Raw genomic sequence first — 16,745 nt, forward strand, 5'->3', positions numbered from 1 at the left:
CGGCGCGGAAAGCGGCGCTGCTCACAGGATCGTTATAATCGCCAATAACTGACAACCCATGTCAGGATTTCTTCCGGACGAGGTGACGGATGCGGACCAGCCGGCTGGTGTCGATGCTGCTTCTGTTGCAGGTGAAAGGCCGCGTGACGGCGCAGGCGCTCGCCGAAGAGTTCGAAGTGTCCATGCGCACCGTGTATCGCGACATCGACCAGCGGCCCGAGCCGGCGCCCTTGCTGCCGCGCCTCGCGAGTGCGGTGTGGGAACAGAAGCGCATCACGATGCGCTACGCAAGCTGGGGCACCGGCGGTGATCGCAGGCGCGAGCCGCTCGGTCTCGTGCTCAAGGCAGGCGACTGGTATCTCATCGCGCGCGTACGCACGCAAACGCGTATTTACAAGGTGGCCAGCATCACGCATCTGACTGTGCTCGATGAGGTGTTCGAGCGTCCCGCTTCGTTCGATCTGCGGGCGCAATGGTCGTCGGCGGTGGCCGCGTTCGAGAAGGGCCTGCTGAAGGGTGTCGCAAAGCTGAGTCTGTCGCCGGAGGGCATGAAGCGGTTGCATCGGCTCGGCGCTGTCGCGCTCGAGCAGGCGCGTCGCGGGCCGTTTTCGGACGATGGCTGGCAGGAGGTCACGATTCCCGTCGAAGGTCTCGTTTACGCGGGCGAGCAATTGCTGTCGCTTGGGGAGCACGTGCAGGTGCTGGAGCCGCCGGAGTTGCGCGAGCGGGTGCGACAACTTGCTGAGCGTGTGGTGGCGCTCAATGCACCGTGACCGGAGAAGTCAGCGCCGATGCGGACCGACGATCTCCAGCCTGGCGATCCGCCGATACAACGTCGCCCGCGAAATGCCCAGCGCCTGCGCGGCCGCATTGGGTCGCCAATGGTTTTGCGTGAGCGCTTCGACAATGCGCGCCCGCTCATCGGCTTCGCCTGATTGCAACGGCAACTCGCGAGCGGCATCCGGCACCAGTTGCGCTGCCACGTCCGGCGACACATGCCGCAACTCGACTCGCGTCGAATCGCAGACCGCACACGCGTATCGCAGCACGTTGCGCAACTGGCGGATATTTCCCGGCCACGCGAATGCACAGAGCCGCTCCGCGAGACGCGCGTCGAGCGTCAGCACGTGGCCCGCGCCCTGGGCTTCTTCATCGAACACGATGGCGATCACATCGTGGATGTCCGCGCGTTCGCGTAGTGGCGGCATGGAGAGCGTCGCGCCACTCAGGCGGTAATACAGGTCTTCGCGAAACGTGCCGTCGTCCACCATCTGCGTGAGACTGCGGTGCGTGGCGCAGATCACGTCGATGTCGACCCGTACTGGAGCGTCGCCGCCAAGGGGAAGCACTTCTCCTTCGGCCAGCACGCGCAACAGACGTGTCTGCAAACTGAGCGGCATATCGCCGATTTCATCGAGAAACAGGGTGCCACCGTGCGCCTGTACGATCTTGCCGCGTGCGCCGCGGCTGCGTGCGCCCGTGAACGCACCGGGCGCATAGCCAAACAGTTCGCTTTCGATCAGTGGCTCGGGAATCGCGCCGCAATTCACCGCGATGAAGGGACGGGCCCGCCGCACACCGGCGTCATGAATCGCCCGCGCAAACACTTCTTTTCCGACGCCCGTTTCGCCGAGGATCAGGACAGGCAGCCGTTTTCCGGCGATGCGAAGCGCCACCTCCGCGTTGTGCGCGATCCGTGGATCGGCGCTGCGCAGAAAGCGGCCGATCGCGCCGAGATGGCTGTCGCCCTGTGTTTCGCGTGGAGGAGCGTTTGACGCTGCACGGGCCGTGCGCCGCATCGGCGCGCGGATGCGCGCATACAGCGTTGCGCCGTTGGCTCGCAAGCGGAGTCCTACGATCGTGTCGGTGCGTGCGATGTCGTGCAGGTGCACATCGGACGTATCGAAGATCTCTTCGATGTGGCGCGGGCCGCCCAGGCCGGGGATGCATTCGTTCGCCTTGCGGTTGGTCGCGACGATGTTGCCGCATTCATCGAACGCGATCAGGATTTCCGGCTGCGCCTCGACGAAGTTGCGGCTCGCATGGCCGAAGAGGATCCAGTGCTGCGTGGTCTGGTTCAGAAAGTAGCCGTCCTCGATCAAACCGGCGCTTTGTCGCACCAGTTGAAACACCAGGCGCTGACTGTCGCGATTGTCGGGCGACTGCACCGCGGACGCATCGAGTACGCCGATCAGCTCGCCTGTCGGCGCGAAAATGGGTGCCGCGCTGCACGTGAGCGTCGTAAACGCGGCGCGAAAATGATCGCTCTTGTGCACCGTGATCGGCGCGAGGTCCGTCAGCACGTTCGCCACGCCGCAGGTGCCTTCTTCGCGCTCCGACCAGCACGAGCCGATATAGAGACCAGCGTGTTTGAAGTGACTGCGCCGGTCGCGATCGATCCGGTAATCGATCGTGACGCCGTGGGCGTCGGTCAACATCACGCAGTAGTCTGCGACGCGGATCATGTCGTGCAGGCGCGACAAACATTGCCCCGACGCCCGCAAAAAGGCTTCTTCCTTGCCCTGAATTTCGCGCAGCTCGGACGACGTCAGCACGCGTGGGCCAATCACCGAGCCTGGGTCGAGCCGGTAGGTTTCGAACGAGCGCTGCCACGACGATACGAGGCGTGTCGAACCGGCGGGGGCGGGCAAGCGACCTTCGATGGCGCCGCGTACACGATCGACGTGCTGGCTTTGCGGGACGTAAGGCATGGTCGACTCCAGTCGAGCGACACCTAGGGGATCAGGTACGTCCTTGTAGCACAACTCACAGACCCAATCACATTGCAATGCAGCACGCAACACACGTGAGACGTTTGTCTCAGGGTTGGGCGAGGCAGTCTCAGCGGTGCGGGGAGGCTTGCCCCGTAGGGATTCGCGCTGTCTCTCCGGACAATGTGTCGCAGCGCGTTGCATCGCCAGGCATGCGGATGCGATGCAGCATGCGAGATCGCGCGACAGATTGTTGCGAGGTCCCGACCGTTGTTCGCTCTCGGGAAGCCCTTTAAATACGGAGCTTTAATTGCTCGCAGCAGACCTCAGAGGTTTTGGCACACTCTTTGCGGTGTCTCCATTATCCCGAAGCGCCGAGCGCGCTTCCATAAGCAAGGCCCGCGATTTCGCAGGCAGGAGACAAGCCCGTGGCATTCCCCGTCACTGTAGGCGTGATTGCAAACCCCGCATCGGGTCGTGATATCCGGCGACTGACCACGCACGCGTCCGTGTTTCCGACAGCGGAAAAAGCCAACATGGTTGTGCGTTTGCTGGCCGGTCTCGGCGCGACCCGCGTCGAACGCGTGCTGACGTTGCGCGACAAGACCGGCATCGCCGCCTTGCTGTTGCGGGCGCTCGAAACCCATTCAGCGATGGGCGCACATCAGCCATGGCCCGAAGTGGAATTCCTCCAGTTGCCCTTTACCGACAGCGTGGCCGACACCCATGCCGGCGTTGCGCAGATGGTCCGCTGCGGCGTGAACCTGATTGCCGTGCTGGGCGGCGACGGCACGCATCGGGCGGTGGCGGCGCATTGTGGCGACGTGCCGCTGCTCACGCTTTCCACCGGCACCAACAATGCGTTTCCAGACCTGCGCGAAGCAACCGTTGCAGGACTGGCTGGCGCGCTGGTGGCTTCGGGCGCGGTGCCGCCGGATGTTGCGCTCACACGCAACAAGCGGCTCGTGGTCCGCTGCGTCGAGGGGCCCAATCGGGGCCGTGAAGAAATCGCACTCGTCGACGTATGCGTGAGCCGGCAGCGTTTCGTCGGCGCGCGCGCCATATCGGAGCCGGCGGACATCGAGACGCTCTTTCTCACGTTCGCCGCGCCGGACGGCATCGGGCTTTCGTCGATAGGTGGTGCGTGGGCGCCTGTCGATCGCGCCGCTTCGCATGGCCTGCACCTGACGTTTGCGCGTCCTGGCGAAACGGGTATGCCGATCATCGCGCCCATCGCGCCCGGACGGGTCGACCAGGTGACGATGCGCACCTGCGAACGCTTCGAAACCGGTTACTGGATGCCGCTTCATGCAGAGCACGGCACGCTTGCGTTCGACGGCGAACGCGAAATCGAACTGGAGCGGGGCGACCGCTACGAAATCTCGCTCGACTGGGCGGGACCATTGACCGTGGATGTCGAACGCGTGCTGCGCTTTTCGGCGTCACGGCAGTTGATGCGCGAACTCGCGCCGCACGACAGGTTGTAGTAGCGCGCGTCGGCTGAAGCAGCTGGCTTCGTTCGACGCTTATTTCTGCAAGCAGCGAAATCGCTAAAAGGAGACGCACCATGTCTGTTTCGAGTCAGTTGGGGAAGGAAAAACTACTGGAGGCGTATCGGATGATGCGCACGATCCGCGAGTTCGAGGAACGTCTGCACGTCGAATTCGCGACCGGCGAGATTCCTGGTTTCGTGCATCTGTATGCCGGCGAAGAGGCGTCGGCGGTGGGCACGATGCTGCATCTGAGTGATGTGGACTACGTGGCGACCACGCACCGCGGTCACGGGCATTGCATCGCCAAAGGCGTGGATGTGCGCGGCATGATGGCTGAAATCTATGGCCGCAAGACCGGCGTATGTCACGGCAAGGGCGGCTCGATGCATATCGCCGACCTGTCGAAAGGCATGCTGGGTGCAAACGGCATCGTCGGCGCGGGCGGGCCGCTTGTCTGCGGCGCGGCGCTTGCCGCGAAGCAGAAGAAAACCGGCGGCGTTGGCGTGTGCTTCTTCGGCGATGGCGCATCGAACCAGGGCGTGATCTTCGAATCGATGAATCTTGCGTCCGTATGGCGTCTGCCGGTGATTTTCGTCGCGGAGAACAACGGCTATGCGGAAGCGACCTCGTCGACGTGGTCAGTGGCGACGGACAACATCGCCGACCGTGCCAGCGGATTCGGCATGCCGGGCGTGATCGTCGATGGCTTCGATTTCTTTGCGGTGCACGAGGCGCTGGGCGAAGCGATCGAACGCGCGCGCAACGGCGGCGGCCCGACGCTCGTCGAAGTGAAGTTCTCGCGCTATTTCGGCCACTTCGAAGGCGATGCGCAGACCTACCGCGCGCCCGGCGAAGTGCAGAAACTGCGTGACGAGAAGGACTGCCTGAAACGCTTCGAGGAACGCGTGGTGCGCGCTGAAATGCTCACGCCGGATGAACTGCGCGGTGTCGACGCGAAAGTGAAGCAGCTGATCGACAACGCCGTGAGCGAAGCGAAGGCCGCTCCGCTGCCGACCGCTGAGGATCTGCTGTCGGACGTCTACGTGTCCTATCCGTAACGCGCAAACGCAAACCGATTCGATTCAGGAGACAGACATGGCACGGAAGATCACATTTTCTCAGGCGATCAACGAAGCCCTGAGCCAGGAGATGGCGCGCGATGAAAGCGTCATCGTGATGGGCGAAGACAACGCGGGCGGCGCGGGCTCGCCCGGCGAACAGGACGCATGGGGCGGCGTGCTCGGCGTCACGAAAGGTCTATTTCACAAGTATCCGGGGCGCGTGCTCGACACGCCGCTGTCGGAGGGCGGTTTTATCGGTGCGGCGGTGGGCGCGGCGGCCTGCGGGATGCGTCCGGTCGCCGAGTTGATGTTCATCGATTTCATGGGCGTGTGCTTTGACCAGATCTTCAACCAGGCCGCGAAATTCCGCTATATGTTCGGCGGCAAGGCGGTGACGCCTGTCGTGATCCGCACGATGCAGGGCGCAGGTCTGCGGGCCGCCGCGCAGCATTCGCAGATGCTCACGTCGCTGTTCACGCATATTCCCGGGCTGAAAGTGGTCTGCCCGTCGACGCCCTATGACGCCAAAGGGCTGCTGATCCAGGCAATCCGCGATAACGACCCTGTCATATTTTGCGAACACAAGCTGCTGTACAGCCGCGAGGGCGACGTGCCGGAAGAGTCGTACGCGATTCCCTTCGGCGAGGCCAATGTCGTGCGCGAAGGCGACGACGCGACCATCGTGACGTACGGGCGCATGGTTCACTACGCGACCGAAGCGGCAGATAAGCTGGCCAAAGACGGCGTGCAGGTGGACGTGATCGATCTGCGCACGACGTCGCCACTCGATGAGGACACGATCCTCGAAAGCGCCGAACGCACCGGGCGCGTGGTCGTCGTCGACGAAGCCAACCGGCGCTGTTCAATGGCGACCGACATCTCGGCGCTCATCGCAGAGCGAGCATTTCATTCGCTGAAGGCGCCGATCGAACTCGTTACCGCGCCGCACACGCCGGTGCCGTTCTCAGGCGTACTCGAAGACATGTACATCCCGTCTCCGGACAAGATCGCCGCCGCCGTACTGAAAGTAAGGAGCTGAGCAATGCCGATTCACATGATTACGATGCCCAAGTGGGGCCTGTCGATGGAGCAGGGACAGGTCAACGGCTGGTTGAAGGCGGTCGGCGACAAGGTCGGCAAGGGCGACGAAGTGCTCGACGTAGAGACCGACAAGATTTCGTCGGGCGTCGAGTGCGCATTCGACGGCACGTTACGCAGGCAGATCGCAAAGGAGGGCGACACACTGCCGATCGGCGCGCTGCTCGGTGTAGTCGCGGATGTCGAAACGGCTGAAGGCGACATCGACGCGGCCGTCGAGGCGTTCCAGCGCGATTTCGTGCCGCCGAGCGCTGCGGACCGCGACGCCGGCCCGCAGCCGGAGAAGGTGCTGATCGGCGGGCGCACGGTGCGCTATCTGAAGATCGGCGAGGGCGGCACACCGGCGGTGCTGATTCACGGCTTCGGCGGCGATCTGAACAACTGGCTCTTCAATCATGCCGACCTTGCGGCACATCGTGAGGTGTGGGCGCTCGATCTGCCTGGGCACGGGGAATCCGGCAAGACGGTCGATACGGGAAGCGTCGATGAACTGGCTGCGAACGTGATTGCGTTTCTCGACGATCGCGGCATCGAACGTGCGCATCTCGTCGGGCATTCGATGGGTTCGCTCGTGGCGATGACCGTGGCGGATCGCGCGCCGCAACGTGTCGCTTCGCTTGTGCTGATTGCGGGCGCAGGGCTCGGAGAAGAGATCAACCGCGAATATATCGACGGCTTCGTCGCCGGCACCAGCCGCAACACGCTGAAACCGCATCTGACGAAGCTGTTCGCGGACGGCTCGCTCGTGACGCGGCAACTGGTGGAGGACATCGTCAGGTACAAGCGGCTGGAAGGGGTCGACGAGGCGTTGCGCAAGATCGCCGCAGCGGCGTTCGAGGGCGGTTCGCAGCAACGCGTCTACCGGGAGAAGCTGAAGGATCTCGCGCCGCGCACACTGGTCGTCTGGGGCTCGGAGGATCAGATCATTCCAGCCCGGCACGCCGAGGGCCTGAAGGGCGACATTCGTGTATACGTGATCGAAGGCAAGGGCCACATGGTGCAGATGGAGGCCGCATCGGAGGTGAACCGCCTGCTCAACGACTTCCTCGGGCAATGACGATGAGCGCCGCGCGACAGGGTGACAGTGTCACGGCGCTCGGTCAGCACGGATTGCGCAGCCGCGACAAGCTGGCCCGCATTCCGGTGAAGATCGTGCCCGCCATCGAAGGCGCGTTGCCGAAGCCGCCATGGCTGCATGCGAAGCCGATGATGAGCGAGACCGTCGCCAGCATGGCGGCAGTGTTGCGCGAGCATCGCCTGCATTCGGTCTGCGAGGAGGCGATGTGCCCGAACATCGGCGAATGTTTCGCGCAGCGCACCGCGACGTTCATGATCATGGGAGGGATCTGTACGCGTCGCTGTGCATTCTGTGACGTGGCGCATGGGCGCCCCGAGGCGCTCGACGAACACGAGCCGTCGCGGCTCGCGGCCGTCGTCGCGGCGCTTCGGCTCCGGTACGTCGTGATTACGTCGGTGGACCGCGACGATCTGCGCGATGGGGGCGCCGCGCACTTTGCACGGTGCGTCGAGGCGGTGCGCGAGCGTGCGCCGGGCATCCGCGTCGAGCTGCTGACGCCGGATTTTCGTGGACGCATCGAGCGGGCCCTGGCGGCGCTTTCCGGGGCGTGGCCGGACGTCTTCAACCACAACATTGAAACGGTGCCGTCGCTGTATCGGGCGGCGCGGGCGGGGGCGGATTATCGCGGGTCCCTTGAACTGCTTGCGCGCGTGAAGCGGGCAAACGCATCGGTGCTGACGAAATCCGGTTTGATGGTCGGCCTCGGCGAGACCGATGATGAACTGCTGCAAACGATGCAGGACTTGCGTGCCCACGATGTCGATGTGCTGACGATCGGGCAGTATCTGGCACCGTCGCGGTTTCATATGCCTGTGCGGCGTTACATGCCGCCAGAGACGTTCGATGCGTTGCGTGAGGAAGGGATGAAGCTGGGCTTTCGGGAGGTGGTCGCGGGGCCGCTAGTGCGATCGTCGTATCACGCGGACCAGATCTCGGGTCTCGCCTGATATTGCCGCCCGCGCTTCCTCACCTGTGAAACCGCCGCGTGAATGCCGACCTGTCGCCTTGACCAACGGAACCGCAAGGGCTCCGATATCTGTAGAATTTCTGTCGATCAAAAGGGCAGTGCCGAGCGTCTCAAGCGTTGCCCCATCCGTGGCAATACGCAACTGCCAGCCCGCTTTTCGCGCGGCGCTTGTGCCGAGCTCAAGAGGAAGTCTGTTCATGGACGACGACGCGCATGCCTTTAACGGGCTCCGCCCCCGATTGCAGAAGATTGCCTATCGAATGCTGGGGTCGGTGGCCGAAGCCGAAGATATTGTGCAGGACGTCTGGCTGCGTTGGCATGCGGCGGCCCGCGAGAACATCGACAACGCGGAGGCGTGGCTCGTCGCGGTCACGACACGGATGTCCATTGACCGTCTGCGCACCGCGAAGATTCAGCGTGAGCACTACACGGGCATCTGGTTGCCCGAGCCGGAGATGACCGCCTCACCGGCTACACCCGAGGAGGTCACAGAGCGTGCTGACGACGTCTCCGTGGCATTTCTGATGCTGCTCGAGCGGCTGACGCCGGAAGCGCGGGCAGCCTTCCTGCTGCGCGAAGTCTTCGACGCGGACTACGACGAAGTCGCTGAGGCCATCGGCAAGACGGAGGCGGCGTGCCGGCAACTGGTAAGCCGTGCAAAAGCGCAACTACGGGACGAACGCCCGCGTTATGCGGTGCCGCGTGAGACGCATCTTCGCCTGCTGCGGACCTTCGTGCAGGCGCTGGAGCGCGGCGACTTCCCCGCGATCAACGCATTGCTGGCCGAAGACGCGATGCTGATCGGCGACGGCGGCGGCAAAGTCCCGAGCTTCCCGAAGCCGATGGTGGGCGGCCGGCGCATCGCGCAGCTTTTCTACGCGTCGTCGCTGCGTTACGGCAGCGAACTCGGCGTCAAGCTCGTGATGCTCAATGGTCAGTGGGCGCTGCTGCGCTTTATCGACGGCAAGCTCGAATCGGCGCAGTCGATCGAAACGGACGGCGAGCGCATCGTTCGCATCTACGTGCAGCGCAACCCCGACAAGCTGGCGCGCATCGTGGCGGCACGCGCTAACGGTTGAACGCTGATTTCTCCCGGGCGATGAATTTCGACGCCTGGTTCCCGGACACAAGTCGCGAAATTAGCGAGAACCACCCCGAGGCGCGCCATGACCACATTGCGTTTGCCGCCGCTCACGCTGCTCGACAAGTATCACGGGCAGGACACGCAGACGCCAATCGACGGGCTCTTCATGCTGACGGCGCGTACCCGCATCCGCTTGCCCGACGTCGAGCGTGCCGTCGCAGAGGAACTGGTGCGCAACACCGAACGCTTTTGCCCTTGCATCAAGATGGCACGACAAACACGGCTAAAGCGCAAACAGCCGCCCGAGCTGTGGCTCGCTATCGCGCACGCCGGCAAGCCGTAACGCGTGCCACGCCATCGCGAAGTTGCTCGATATCACGGGTTTGCCTGTCGCTTCCTCCAGCTGCGGGATCAGGCTAGCGACACGCAGGCTCGTGCAGGAGACGAACACCGCGTCCACGTCGGCGTGTCGCGCAAGCTGTTCGACCGCCATGCAAAGCGAAGGGGCATCGATGCGGGAGACCTCGTTGTCGTCTGCGTGCTCGAACGATGCAATGCGGGTCACGGCAACCCCGCGTGCTTCGATGTAGTCGCGCATGAAGTCGTTGATGGAGCGGATATACGGGGTTAGCAACGCGGCACGCCGCACCTGTAGCGCGGCGAGCGCTGCGACGGCAGCCGTGATCGGAGTCGTGCAGGCAATGCCGGGACGCGCCTCGCGAATGCGTGCAAACACGCGCTCTTCGCCGATCACCATGGCCGCCGACGTGCAGCCGAACGCTACCACGTCGAGCCGCTCGCCAGGCAGGAGCAACCCGGCCGCCGGCGCGATGTGCGGCTCGATTTCGGCCAGTCGCGCCGGCGTGATGTCGGGCGAGTTCTGCAAGCGGCTTTCGTAAAAGGCGACTCCATTCTGCCGGAGCAGTTGGCGCCATTCGTGTTCGATCGTGTGGTCGGTCGCCAGCACAATGAGGCCGATCGCCGCCCGGCCCGCAATTCCTGCATCGAGCGCGAAATCGAGCTTCGTGTAGGCGTCGTGCTGAATTGGGGTGGTGCTCATTTCATCGTCATCCCTGTCAGGTCCAGCTCGGGTGTGCGCCCGGCCATGATGTCGGCGAGCAGTTTTGCGGTGCCGCAAGACATCGTCCATCCCATGTGGCCATGACCCGTGTTCAGAAACAGGTTACGGTGGCGCGTCGGCCCGATCAGCGGGGTACCCTCGGGCGTCATCGGACGCAGGCCGGCCCAGTAGCTCGGCTTCGTGTAGTCGGCGCCGTCGGGAAACAGCTCGCGCGCCGCGCGCAGTATCGGGGCAAAGTCTGCGGGCTCGTGGTGTGTGTCGTAGCCTGCAAATTCGGCCGTCGCGGTAAAGCGCAGCCGCGCACCGAAGCGTGCCCATGCAACGAGATGGTTTTCGTCCACTCCCCCAATCTGCGGGGGGTGGTGTTCCCGTCCTGCCGGAAATGTCGCCGAGTAGCCCTTGACGGGATAGACCGCCAGCCTGTAACCGAGCGGGCGCGCGAGAATCGGCGAATACGAGCCGAGCGCGAGCACGAAGTCGTCCCCGTCGATCAGCCCTGCCGGCGTGCGAACACCCGTTATCCGGTCGCCGGCCGCTTCGATGCGGCTGATCGGGGCGTCGAACATGAAGCGTACGCCAAGTCGCTCGCAGACCTTCTGCAGTTCGCGGGTGAACTGATGCGCGTCGCCGCTCTCGTCGGTGGGGCAATAGATCGCGCCGGCAATCCGGTCGCGCGCGTGTTCGAGCGCGGGCTCGCGCTTGACCACCTGCGCGGCGTCCAGCGTTTCGAGCGGCAAGCCATTTTCGGTGAGAATCGACATGTTCGAGCGGCCGCGCTCGAACGATGCCGCATCACGATAGAGATACAGGAGGCCGCGGCTGATCCGGTCGTACTGCAGTTGCTCTCTGGCGGTCAACTGCTGTAGCTGATCCTGCGCGTAACGGCACAACCTTACCTTGCGCACGGTGTTTTCGCGCGAGCGCGTTGCCGTGCAGTTGCGCAGGAACAGCACACACCACGCCCACATGTGCGGATCCGCGTTGAGGCGCAGGCGAAGCGCCTGTCCCTCGACGAACAGCGATTTCAGCAGGATTTTGGGCGCGCGCGGTGAAGCCCAGGTATACGAATGCCCCGGCGCGACGAGCCCGGCGTTCGCAAAGCTGGTTTCGAGCGCGACGCCTGGGCGGCGGTCGAGCACGGTGACGGCGCGACCGTCCATCGCAAGGTAGTACGCCGTCGTGACGCCGGCGATGCCTGCACCCAGCACGATGCTCTTCATCCGCGCCCCCTGCTGTCATTCACGAAATATAAGTCTGCTGCCGCACTTCCGGGAGATTTATACGCGCATACCCTATACCGGTCAGGCAGTCTTGGGGACCTATCATGGAGAAGGCATCTTTGCGCCGGCACCGCGCGACACCTGCGCACCAGGCTCGCGCCGGCCCGCACGCAACGATCCATTACGTTCCGCCAACTAACCGCCGGCTTACCCGTCCCGCGGGACCGTCCGGTCGGATTCCCTGCCAGGAGCCACGAACATGAATGCTCAGAACAATGGCATGCCCGACGCCACCCGCGTCTTGCGGCAAACCTTCGGCGCCGCGATCCTCGGACTGGCGGCGCTCGCCGCGCTCGCTCCCGAAGCGGCGCACAGCCAGACCCTCAAGATCGGCGTACCGGTGCCTCTTTCGGGCAGCAACGCGAACGCCGGCACCGATATCGTCAACGGCGCCAAACTGGCCGCCGCGAAGATCAACGCGGCAGGCGGCGTGCTCGGCAAGCAGATCGAACTCGTGCCGGAGGACGACGCCTGCGATGCGCAAACTGCCGTTCAGGCCGCACAGAAGCTGATCGACGCGGGCGTGGTCGCAGTAGCTGGCGGGTACTGCTCCAGCGCTGCGCTTCCCGAACTGACGACGTTTCATCGGGTAGGTCTTCCCTACGTGCTGGACGCCTCGACGAACCCGAAGCTCACGGAAATGGGCTACAACAACGTCTTCCGCACCATTGGGCGCGATGACGAACAGGGCCCGTTCGCCGCCAGCTTCATCAAGAACTCGCTGCATGCGAAGCGCGCCGCCGTGATCGACGACAACACAACTTATGCGAAGGGATTGGCGCAGAACACGGTCGAGTCGCTGAAGAAAGACGGCGTCGACGTCGTGTATGCCGACTCGATTACGCCAGGCCAGATGGACTACTCGCCAACGCTCACCAAGGTCGGGTCGCTGAACCCTGACGTGATCTACTACACCGGTTACTTCTCCGAAGCCGGACTGCTCGTGAAGGAGGCGCGGCAACTGGGCCTCAAGATGACCCTCATGGGCGGCGACGGCACCAACGACCCGACGCTGATGAAAACGGCGGGCCCAGCGGCCGAGGGCATGATCATCACCACCTCTCCGCTGGCGCAATTTCTTTCGGGCGGCCACGGCTTCGTCGACGACTACACGAAGGCGTATGGCCAGGGGCCCGGACCCTATTCGGTGTATGAATACGATGCCGTTGGTGTCACCGCGAAGGCAATCGCCGACGCGAAGTCGACGAGTCCGGCGGCGATCATCGCCGCGCTGCACAAGATCAAGGACTATTCGGGCGTGACGGGGAGCATCGGGTTCAATCCGAAAGGCGACCGTAGCCTCGCGGTCTATATCACGATCATCGTGCGCAACGACCAGTTCGCGGCTTACCAGCGACAGGACGCGGCGGGTAAGTGGGTGGCCATGAAGTGAGCGCCGCGGCGCGTCCGTTGCGGCCATGAGCACCTTTTTCCAGTTCGTCGTCGAAGGGCTGACGATCGGCTCGTTCTATGCGCTCGTGGCCCTCGGGTACACGATGGTCTACGGCATTATCCGTCTCATCAACTTTGCGCATGGCGACCTGTTCATGGTCGGCGCATTCATCGGATGGACCAGCCTCGCGACGCTCGCGAGCGCGCACCTGCCGCTCGCGCTCGCGCTGCTGGCTGCCTTCGGGGCGTCGATGGCGGCAACTGGCGGACTCGGGGTCGTCATCGCGCGGGTTGCCTATCAGCCGTTGCTGCGCGCACCGCGGCTGTCGATTCTGATTACCGCGCTCGGCATCTCGCTGGTGCTCGAAAACGCCGTGCTGCTGATCTATGGCGCCGGCTTCAGGACCTATCCGCACCTGCTCACCCAGGCGGGGCTGAATCTGCACAACGTGCAAATCACGTTTTCCCAGCTCGGCATCGTCGCCGCCAGCTTCGCGCTGATGCTGGCGCTCTACTTTTTTGTGAATCACACGTTCATCGGCACCGCGATGCGCGCACTCGCGATTGATCAGGATGCGGCGCGCCTGATGGGCATCGATGTCGAACGGATGATCCATCTCACCTTCTTCATCGGATCGGTTCTCGCTGCCGTAGCAGGCGTGATGGAGGGACTTTTTTACACGCAGATCAACTTTTTCATGGGCTTCGTGCTCGGCCTGCGCGCATTCACCGCTGCGGTGCTTGGCGGCATCGGCAACATTCCGGGCGCCATGGCAGGCGGCTTCCTGATCGGGCTGCTGGAGGCGTTCGGCGCCGGCTATGTCTCGTCGCAGTGGACGGATGTGTTCGTGTTCGGTGTCCTGATCGCCGTGCTGGTGGTCAAGCCGACGGGCCTGTTCGGCGAGCGCGTCGTCGAGAGGATGTAGCCCATGCGCGCACCGGCTTCGATGCCAGCCTGGCCCACGATCGCCGCCGCCGGGCTGATCGCCCTGGCCGTCGCGCTCCCCGCGTTCTCCAGCAACTACGTGATCGATGTTGCACTGACCATCGTCACCTACTCGATCCTCGGCCTCGGGCTGAATATCGTCGTCGGCTACGCGGGGCTGCTCGATCTCGGCTACGCGGCATTCTTCGCGATCGGCGCCTATACGACGGCGTTACTCGAAACGCTGCTGGGCTTCTCGTTCTGGGAAACGCTGCCGTTCAGCCTCGCGTTTGCCGGCCTGTCGGGGGTTGTGATCGGCTATCCGACCCTGCGTCTGCGCAGCGACTATCTGGCGATCGTCACACTGGGCTTCGGTGAGATCACGCGTATCGTCGCCACCAATCTCGAGATTACGGGTGGTCCGAACGGGATTTACGGCATTGCCAGCCCGAGTCTGTTCGGCGTCGAGATCAGCTCGCCGCGCGCGATCTACGAACTGGGCATGGCGTTCCTTATCGTCGTCCTGCTGTTCGCGATCCGCCTCGGCCGGTCGCGGCTCGGGCGCGCGTGGACGAGCATCCGCGAGGACGAATCGGCCGCCGAGGCAGTCGGCGTCCCGACGCTGCGCGTCAAGCTGCTGGCCTACGTGATGGGCGCGCTGATCGGCGGGATAGCGGGGAGCCTGTTCGCCGCGCGCTTTGGCACCATCGATCCCACCGGCTTCACTTATCTGCAGTCCGTGACGATTCTCATCGTCGTCGTGCTCGGCGGTCGCGGCAGTATTCCCGGCGTGATTCTCGGCGCGATGATCGTCGCTGGCGTGCCGGAATTGCTGCGCTTTCTGAACCTCTGGCGCATCTTCGGATTTGCCGTCGCGCTCGTCATCCTGATGCTGCTGCGCCCGCAGGGCTTGTGGCCGGTCCGTGCAAAACGCGCCATGCCGCATGCGGATCTGGCAGGCGTGCCGCTTCCCCCCGCGCCGCCCATCACAGCCGGGGCGGGCGAAACGCTGCTGGAGGTGCGCGACCTCGCGTGCCGCTTTGGTGGCGTGCTGGCAATCGGTGGAATCAGCTTCGTTGTGCGCAGCGGCGAGATTCTGGCACTGATCGGCCCGAACGGTGCGGGCAAGACCACGGTTTTCAACTGCCTGACGGGCGTCACCCGCGCGAGCGCCGGACGCATGTTCTGGTGCGGCGCACCGATGGGCGGCGGCGCGCCGCACCGCAACGTGCATCGCGGCATCGCCCGCACGTTTCAGGGTATTCGTCTCTTTGGGCACATGAGCGCGTTCGAGAACGTGCTGACGGGCATGGATCACCGACTGCAGACACCGCTTGTCGCCGAACTGGCGGGCACGCCGTCTGCCCGTGCGGAAGCGGCTGAACATGAGGCGCAAGGGATGCGCTGGCTCGACATGGTCGGCCTTGCCGCGCGCGCAAGCGAATACGCGGCCGATCTGCCCTACGGCGATCAGCGTCGGCTGGAAATCGCCCGCGCCTTGGCCAGCAATCCGCGCCTCCTGCTGCTGGACGAGCCTGCCGCCGGGATGAATCCGACTGAGAAGCACGCCCTGATGGACCTGATCCGGCGCATCCGCGCGCTGGGCGTCACGGTGCTGCTGATCGAACACGACATGACCCTGGTGATGGGCGTGTCGGACCGGATCATCGTGATGGATCATGGCGTCATGATTGCTGAAGGGCCGCCGGCGCAGATCCAGAGCGATCCGCGCGTCATCGACGCTTATCTGGGCACGGCCGAAGACGACGACGCCGCCGATGCTGCCGATGGGGAGAAGTCACTGTGGAGCTCCTAGAAGTCCGTGATCTGCGCGTGAGTTACGGCAACATCGAAGTGCTGCACGGCATCTCTCTCGACGTCGGTCCGGGTGAGATCGTTGCGCTGCTCGGTGCCAATGGCGCAGGCAAGACCACGACGCTCAGAACCATCTCGGGTCTGATCCGGCCGCGCGCCGGGCGGATCGCGCTTTCCGGACGGCCGCTGACCGGGCTGCAGGCCCATCAGATCGTCGCCCTTGGCATTGGGCACGTGCCGGAGGGCCGACGGATGTTTGGCGTGTTGACGGTCGAAGAAAACCTGCGGCTTGGCGGCTATCTATTGCGACGCGACGCCGCCGCGCTCGAGCGTCGGGTCGCCGTCCTCTACGAGACCTTCCCGCGGCTTGGCGAGCGACGCGGACAATTGGCCGGAACACTCAGCGGCGGCGAACAGCAGATGCTTGCGATTGCGCGCGCGTTGATGCTCAAGCCGAGGCTCGTGTTGCTGGATGAACCGTCGATGGGGCTCGCACCGAAACTGGTACGCGCGATCTTTGGCATGATCGCGGACATCTGCACCGAAGGCACTTCGGTGCTCCTTGTCGAGCAGAATGTCCGCCAGGCTCTTCGCATTGCGCACCGGGCATACGTGCTGGAAAGCGGCAGCGTGGCGCTGTCGGGTGCGTCCCGGGAGCTGGCACAGGACAGCCGTGTTCGTACCGCTTATCTCGGAGGGAGTGCGTCGACTGCGGGTGACACGCCAGTTGCGCCGACATTTCGCGACGGCGACCGATGAG

General features: G+C 64.1%; 14 protein-coding genes and 1 pseudogene. 12 read left to right on the plus strand and 3 right to left on the minus strand.

Annotated elements, in window-relative coordinates; all coding sequences use genetic code 11:
* Nucleotides 1-89: 89 nt before the first annotated feature.
* Nucleotides 90-773: a transcriptional regulator gene (locus B0G77_RS35730; protein ID WP_133666468.1), complete on the plus strand. Its 684-nt coding sequence runs from the start codon at nt 90-92 to the stop codon at nt 771-773.
* Nucleotides 774-782: 9 nt separating this feature from the next.
* Here the strand turns inward: B0G77_RS35730 and B0G77_RS35735 are convergent, their stop codons facing one another.
* Nucleotides 783-2,711, minus strand: coding sequence for a sigma-54-dependent Fis family transcriptional regulator (locus B0G77_RS35735; protein WP_133666469.1), 1,929 nt, complete (start codon nt 2,709-2,711; stop codon nt 783-785).
* A 428-nt stretch (nt 2,712-3,139) separates the two neighbouring features.
* On the opposite strand from B0G77_RS35735, the gene B0G77_RS35740 reads away from it, so the two are divergent.
* The 7 genes and pseudogenes from B0G77_RS35740 to B0G77_RS35770 all read left to right on the plus strand — a co-directional run.
* Nucleotides 3,140-4,198 carry an NAD(+)/NADH kinase gene (locus B0G77_RS35740; RefSeq protein WP_133666470.1) on the plus strand — a complete coding sequence of 353 codons (1,059 nt, stop codon included), beginning with the start codon at nt 3,140-3,142 and terminating at the stop codon, nt 4,196-4,198.
* Between the two features lie 80 nt (nt 4,199-4,278).
* Nucleotides 4,279-5,262, plus strand: a complete 984-nt coding sequence (locus B0G77_RS35745; protein ID WP_133666471.1) for a thiamine pyrophosphate-dependent dehydrogenase E1 component subunit alpha — start codon at nt 4,279-4,281, stop codon at nt 5,260-5,262.
* Between the two features lie 37 nt (nt 5,263-5,299).
* Complete coding sequence (locus B0G77_RS35750) at nt 5,300-6,304, plus strand: alpha-ketoacid dehydrogenase subunit beta (RefSeq protein WP_133666472.1); 1,005 nt, start codon at nt 5,300-5,302, stop codon at nt 6,302-6,304.
* A gap of 3 nt (nt 6,305-6,307) precedes the next feature.
* Nucleotides 6,308-7,420, plus strand: a complete 1,113-nt coding sequence (locus tag B0G77_RS35755) for an acetoin dehydrogenase dihydrolipoyllysine-residue acetyltransferase subunit (protein WP_133666473.1) — start codon at nt 6,308-6,310, stop codon at nt 7,418-7,420.
* A gap of 2 nt (nt 7,421-7,422) precedes the next feature.
* Entirely contained in the window at nt 7,423-8,388 is a 966-nt protein-coding gene (lipA, locus tag B0G77_RS35760; protein ID WP_133666474.1) for a lipoyl synthase, read from the plus strand.
* Nucleotides 8,389-8,605: 217 nt separating this feature from the next.
* Nucleotides 8,606-9,487 (plus strand): RNA polymerase sigma-70 factor, encoded by an 882-nt coding sequence (locus B0G77_RS35765; RefSeq protein ID WP_133666475.1) that lies wholly within the window; start codon nt 8,606-8,608, stop codon nt 9,485-9,487.
* A 138-nt stretch (nt 9,488-9,625) separates the two neighbouring features.
* Nucleotides 9,626-9,835 (plus strand): annotated as a pseudogene (locus B0G77_RS35770) (hypothetical protein); the annotation flags it as partial.
* Here B0G77_RS35770 and B0G77_RS35775 read toward each other — a convergent pair.
* Together B0G77_RS35775 and B0G77_RS35780 are read right to left on the minus strand one after the other, a co-directional pair.
* Nucleotides 9,776-10,552 (minus strand): aspartate/glutamate racemase family protein, encoded by a 777-nt coding sequence (locus B0G77_RS35775; protein WP_133666476.1) that lies wholly within the window; start codon nt 10,550-10,552, stop codon nt 9,776-9,778. The pseudogene B0G77_RS35770 and the gene B0G77_RS35775 overlap by 60 nt on opposite strands.
* Nucleotides 10,549-11,793, minus strand: a complete 1,245-nt coding sequence (locus B0G77_RS35780; RefSeq protein WP_133666477.1) for a D-amino acid dehydrogenase — start codon at nt 11,791-11,793, stop codon at nt 10,549-10,551. Before B0G77_RS35780 ends, B0G77_RS35775 begins: the two co-directional genes overlap by 4 nt.
* Before the next feature lie 259 nt (nt 11,794-12,052).
* Between B0G77_RS35780 and B0G77_RS35785 the strand changes: the two genes are divergently transcribed.
* From B0G77_RS35785 to B0G77_RS35800, 4 genes are read left to right on the plus strand one after another with little or no spacing between them, the layout of a single operon-like run.
* Nucleotides 12,053-13,246, plus strand: coding sequence for a branched-chain amino acid ABC transporter substrate-binding protein (locus B0G77_RS35785; RefSeq protein ID WP_133666478.1), 1,194 nt, complete (start codon nt 12,053-12,055; stop codon nt 13,244-13,246).
* Between the two features lie 25 nt (nt 13,247-13,271).
* Nucleotides 13,272-14,171 carry a branched-chain amino acid ABC transporter permease gene (locus tag B0G77_RS35790; RefSeq protein ID WP_133666479.1) on the plus strand — a complete coding sequence of 300 codons (900 nt, stop codon included), beginning with the start codon at nt 13,272-13,274 and terminating at the stop codon, nt 14,169-14,171.
* 3 nt (nt 14,172-14,174) lie between these two features.
* Nucleotides 14,175-15,986, plus strand: coding sequence for an ATP-binding cassette domain-containing protein (locus B0G77_RS35795; RefSeq protein ID WP_133666480.1), 1,812 nt, complete (start codon nt 14,175-14,177; stop codon nt 15,984-15,986).
* Nucleotides 15,974-16,744 (plus strand): ABC transporter ATP-binding protein, encoded by a 771-nt coding sequence (locus B0G77_RS35800; protein WP_133666481.1) that lies wholly within the window; start codon nt 15,974-15,976, stop codon nt 16,742-16,744. The genes B0G77_RS35795 and B0G77_RS35800 overlap by 13 nt, the downstream gene beginning before the upstream one ends.
* The last annotated feature ends 1 nt before the right edge of the window (nt 16,745 follow it).

Source organism: Paraburkholderia sp. BL10I2N1, from assembly GCF_004361815.1.
Taxonomy (GTDB): Bacteria; Pseudomonadota; Gammaproteobacteria; order Burkholderiales; family Burkholderiaceae; genus Paraburkholderia.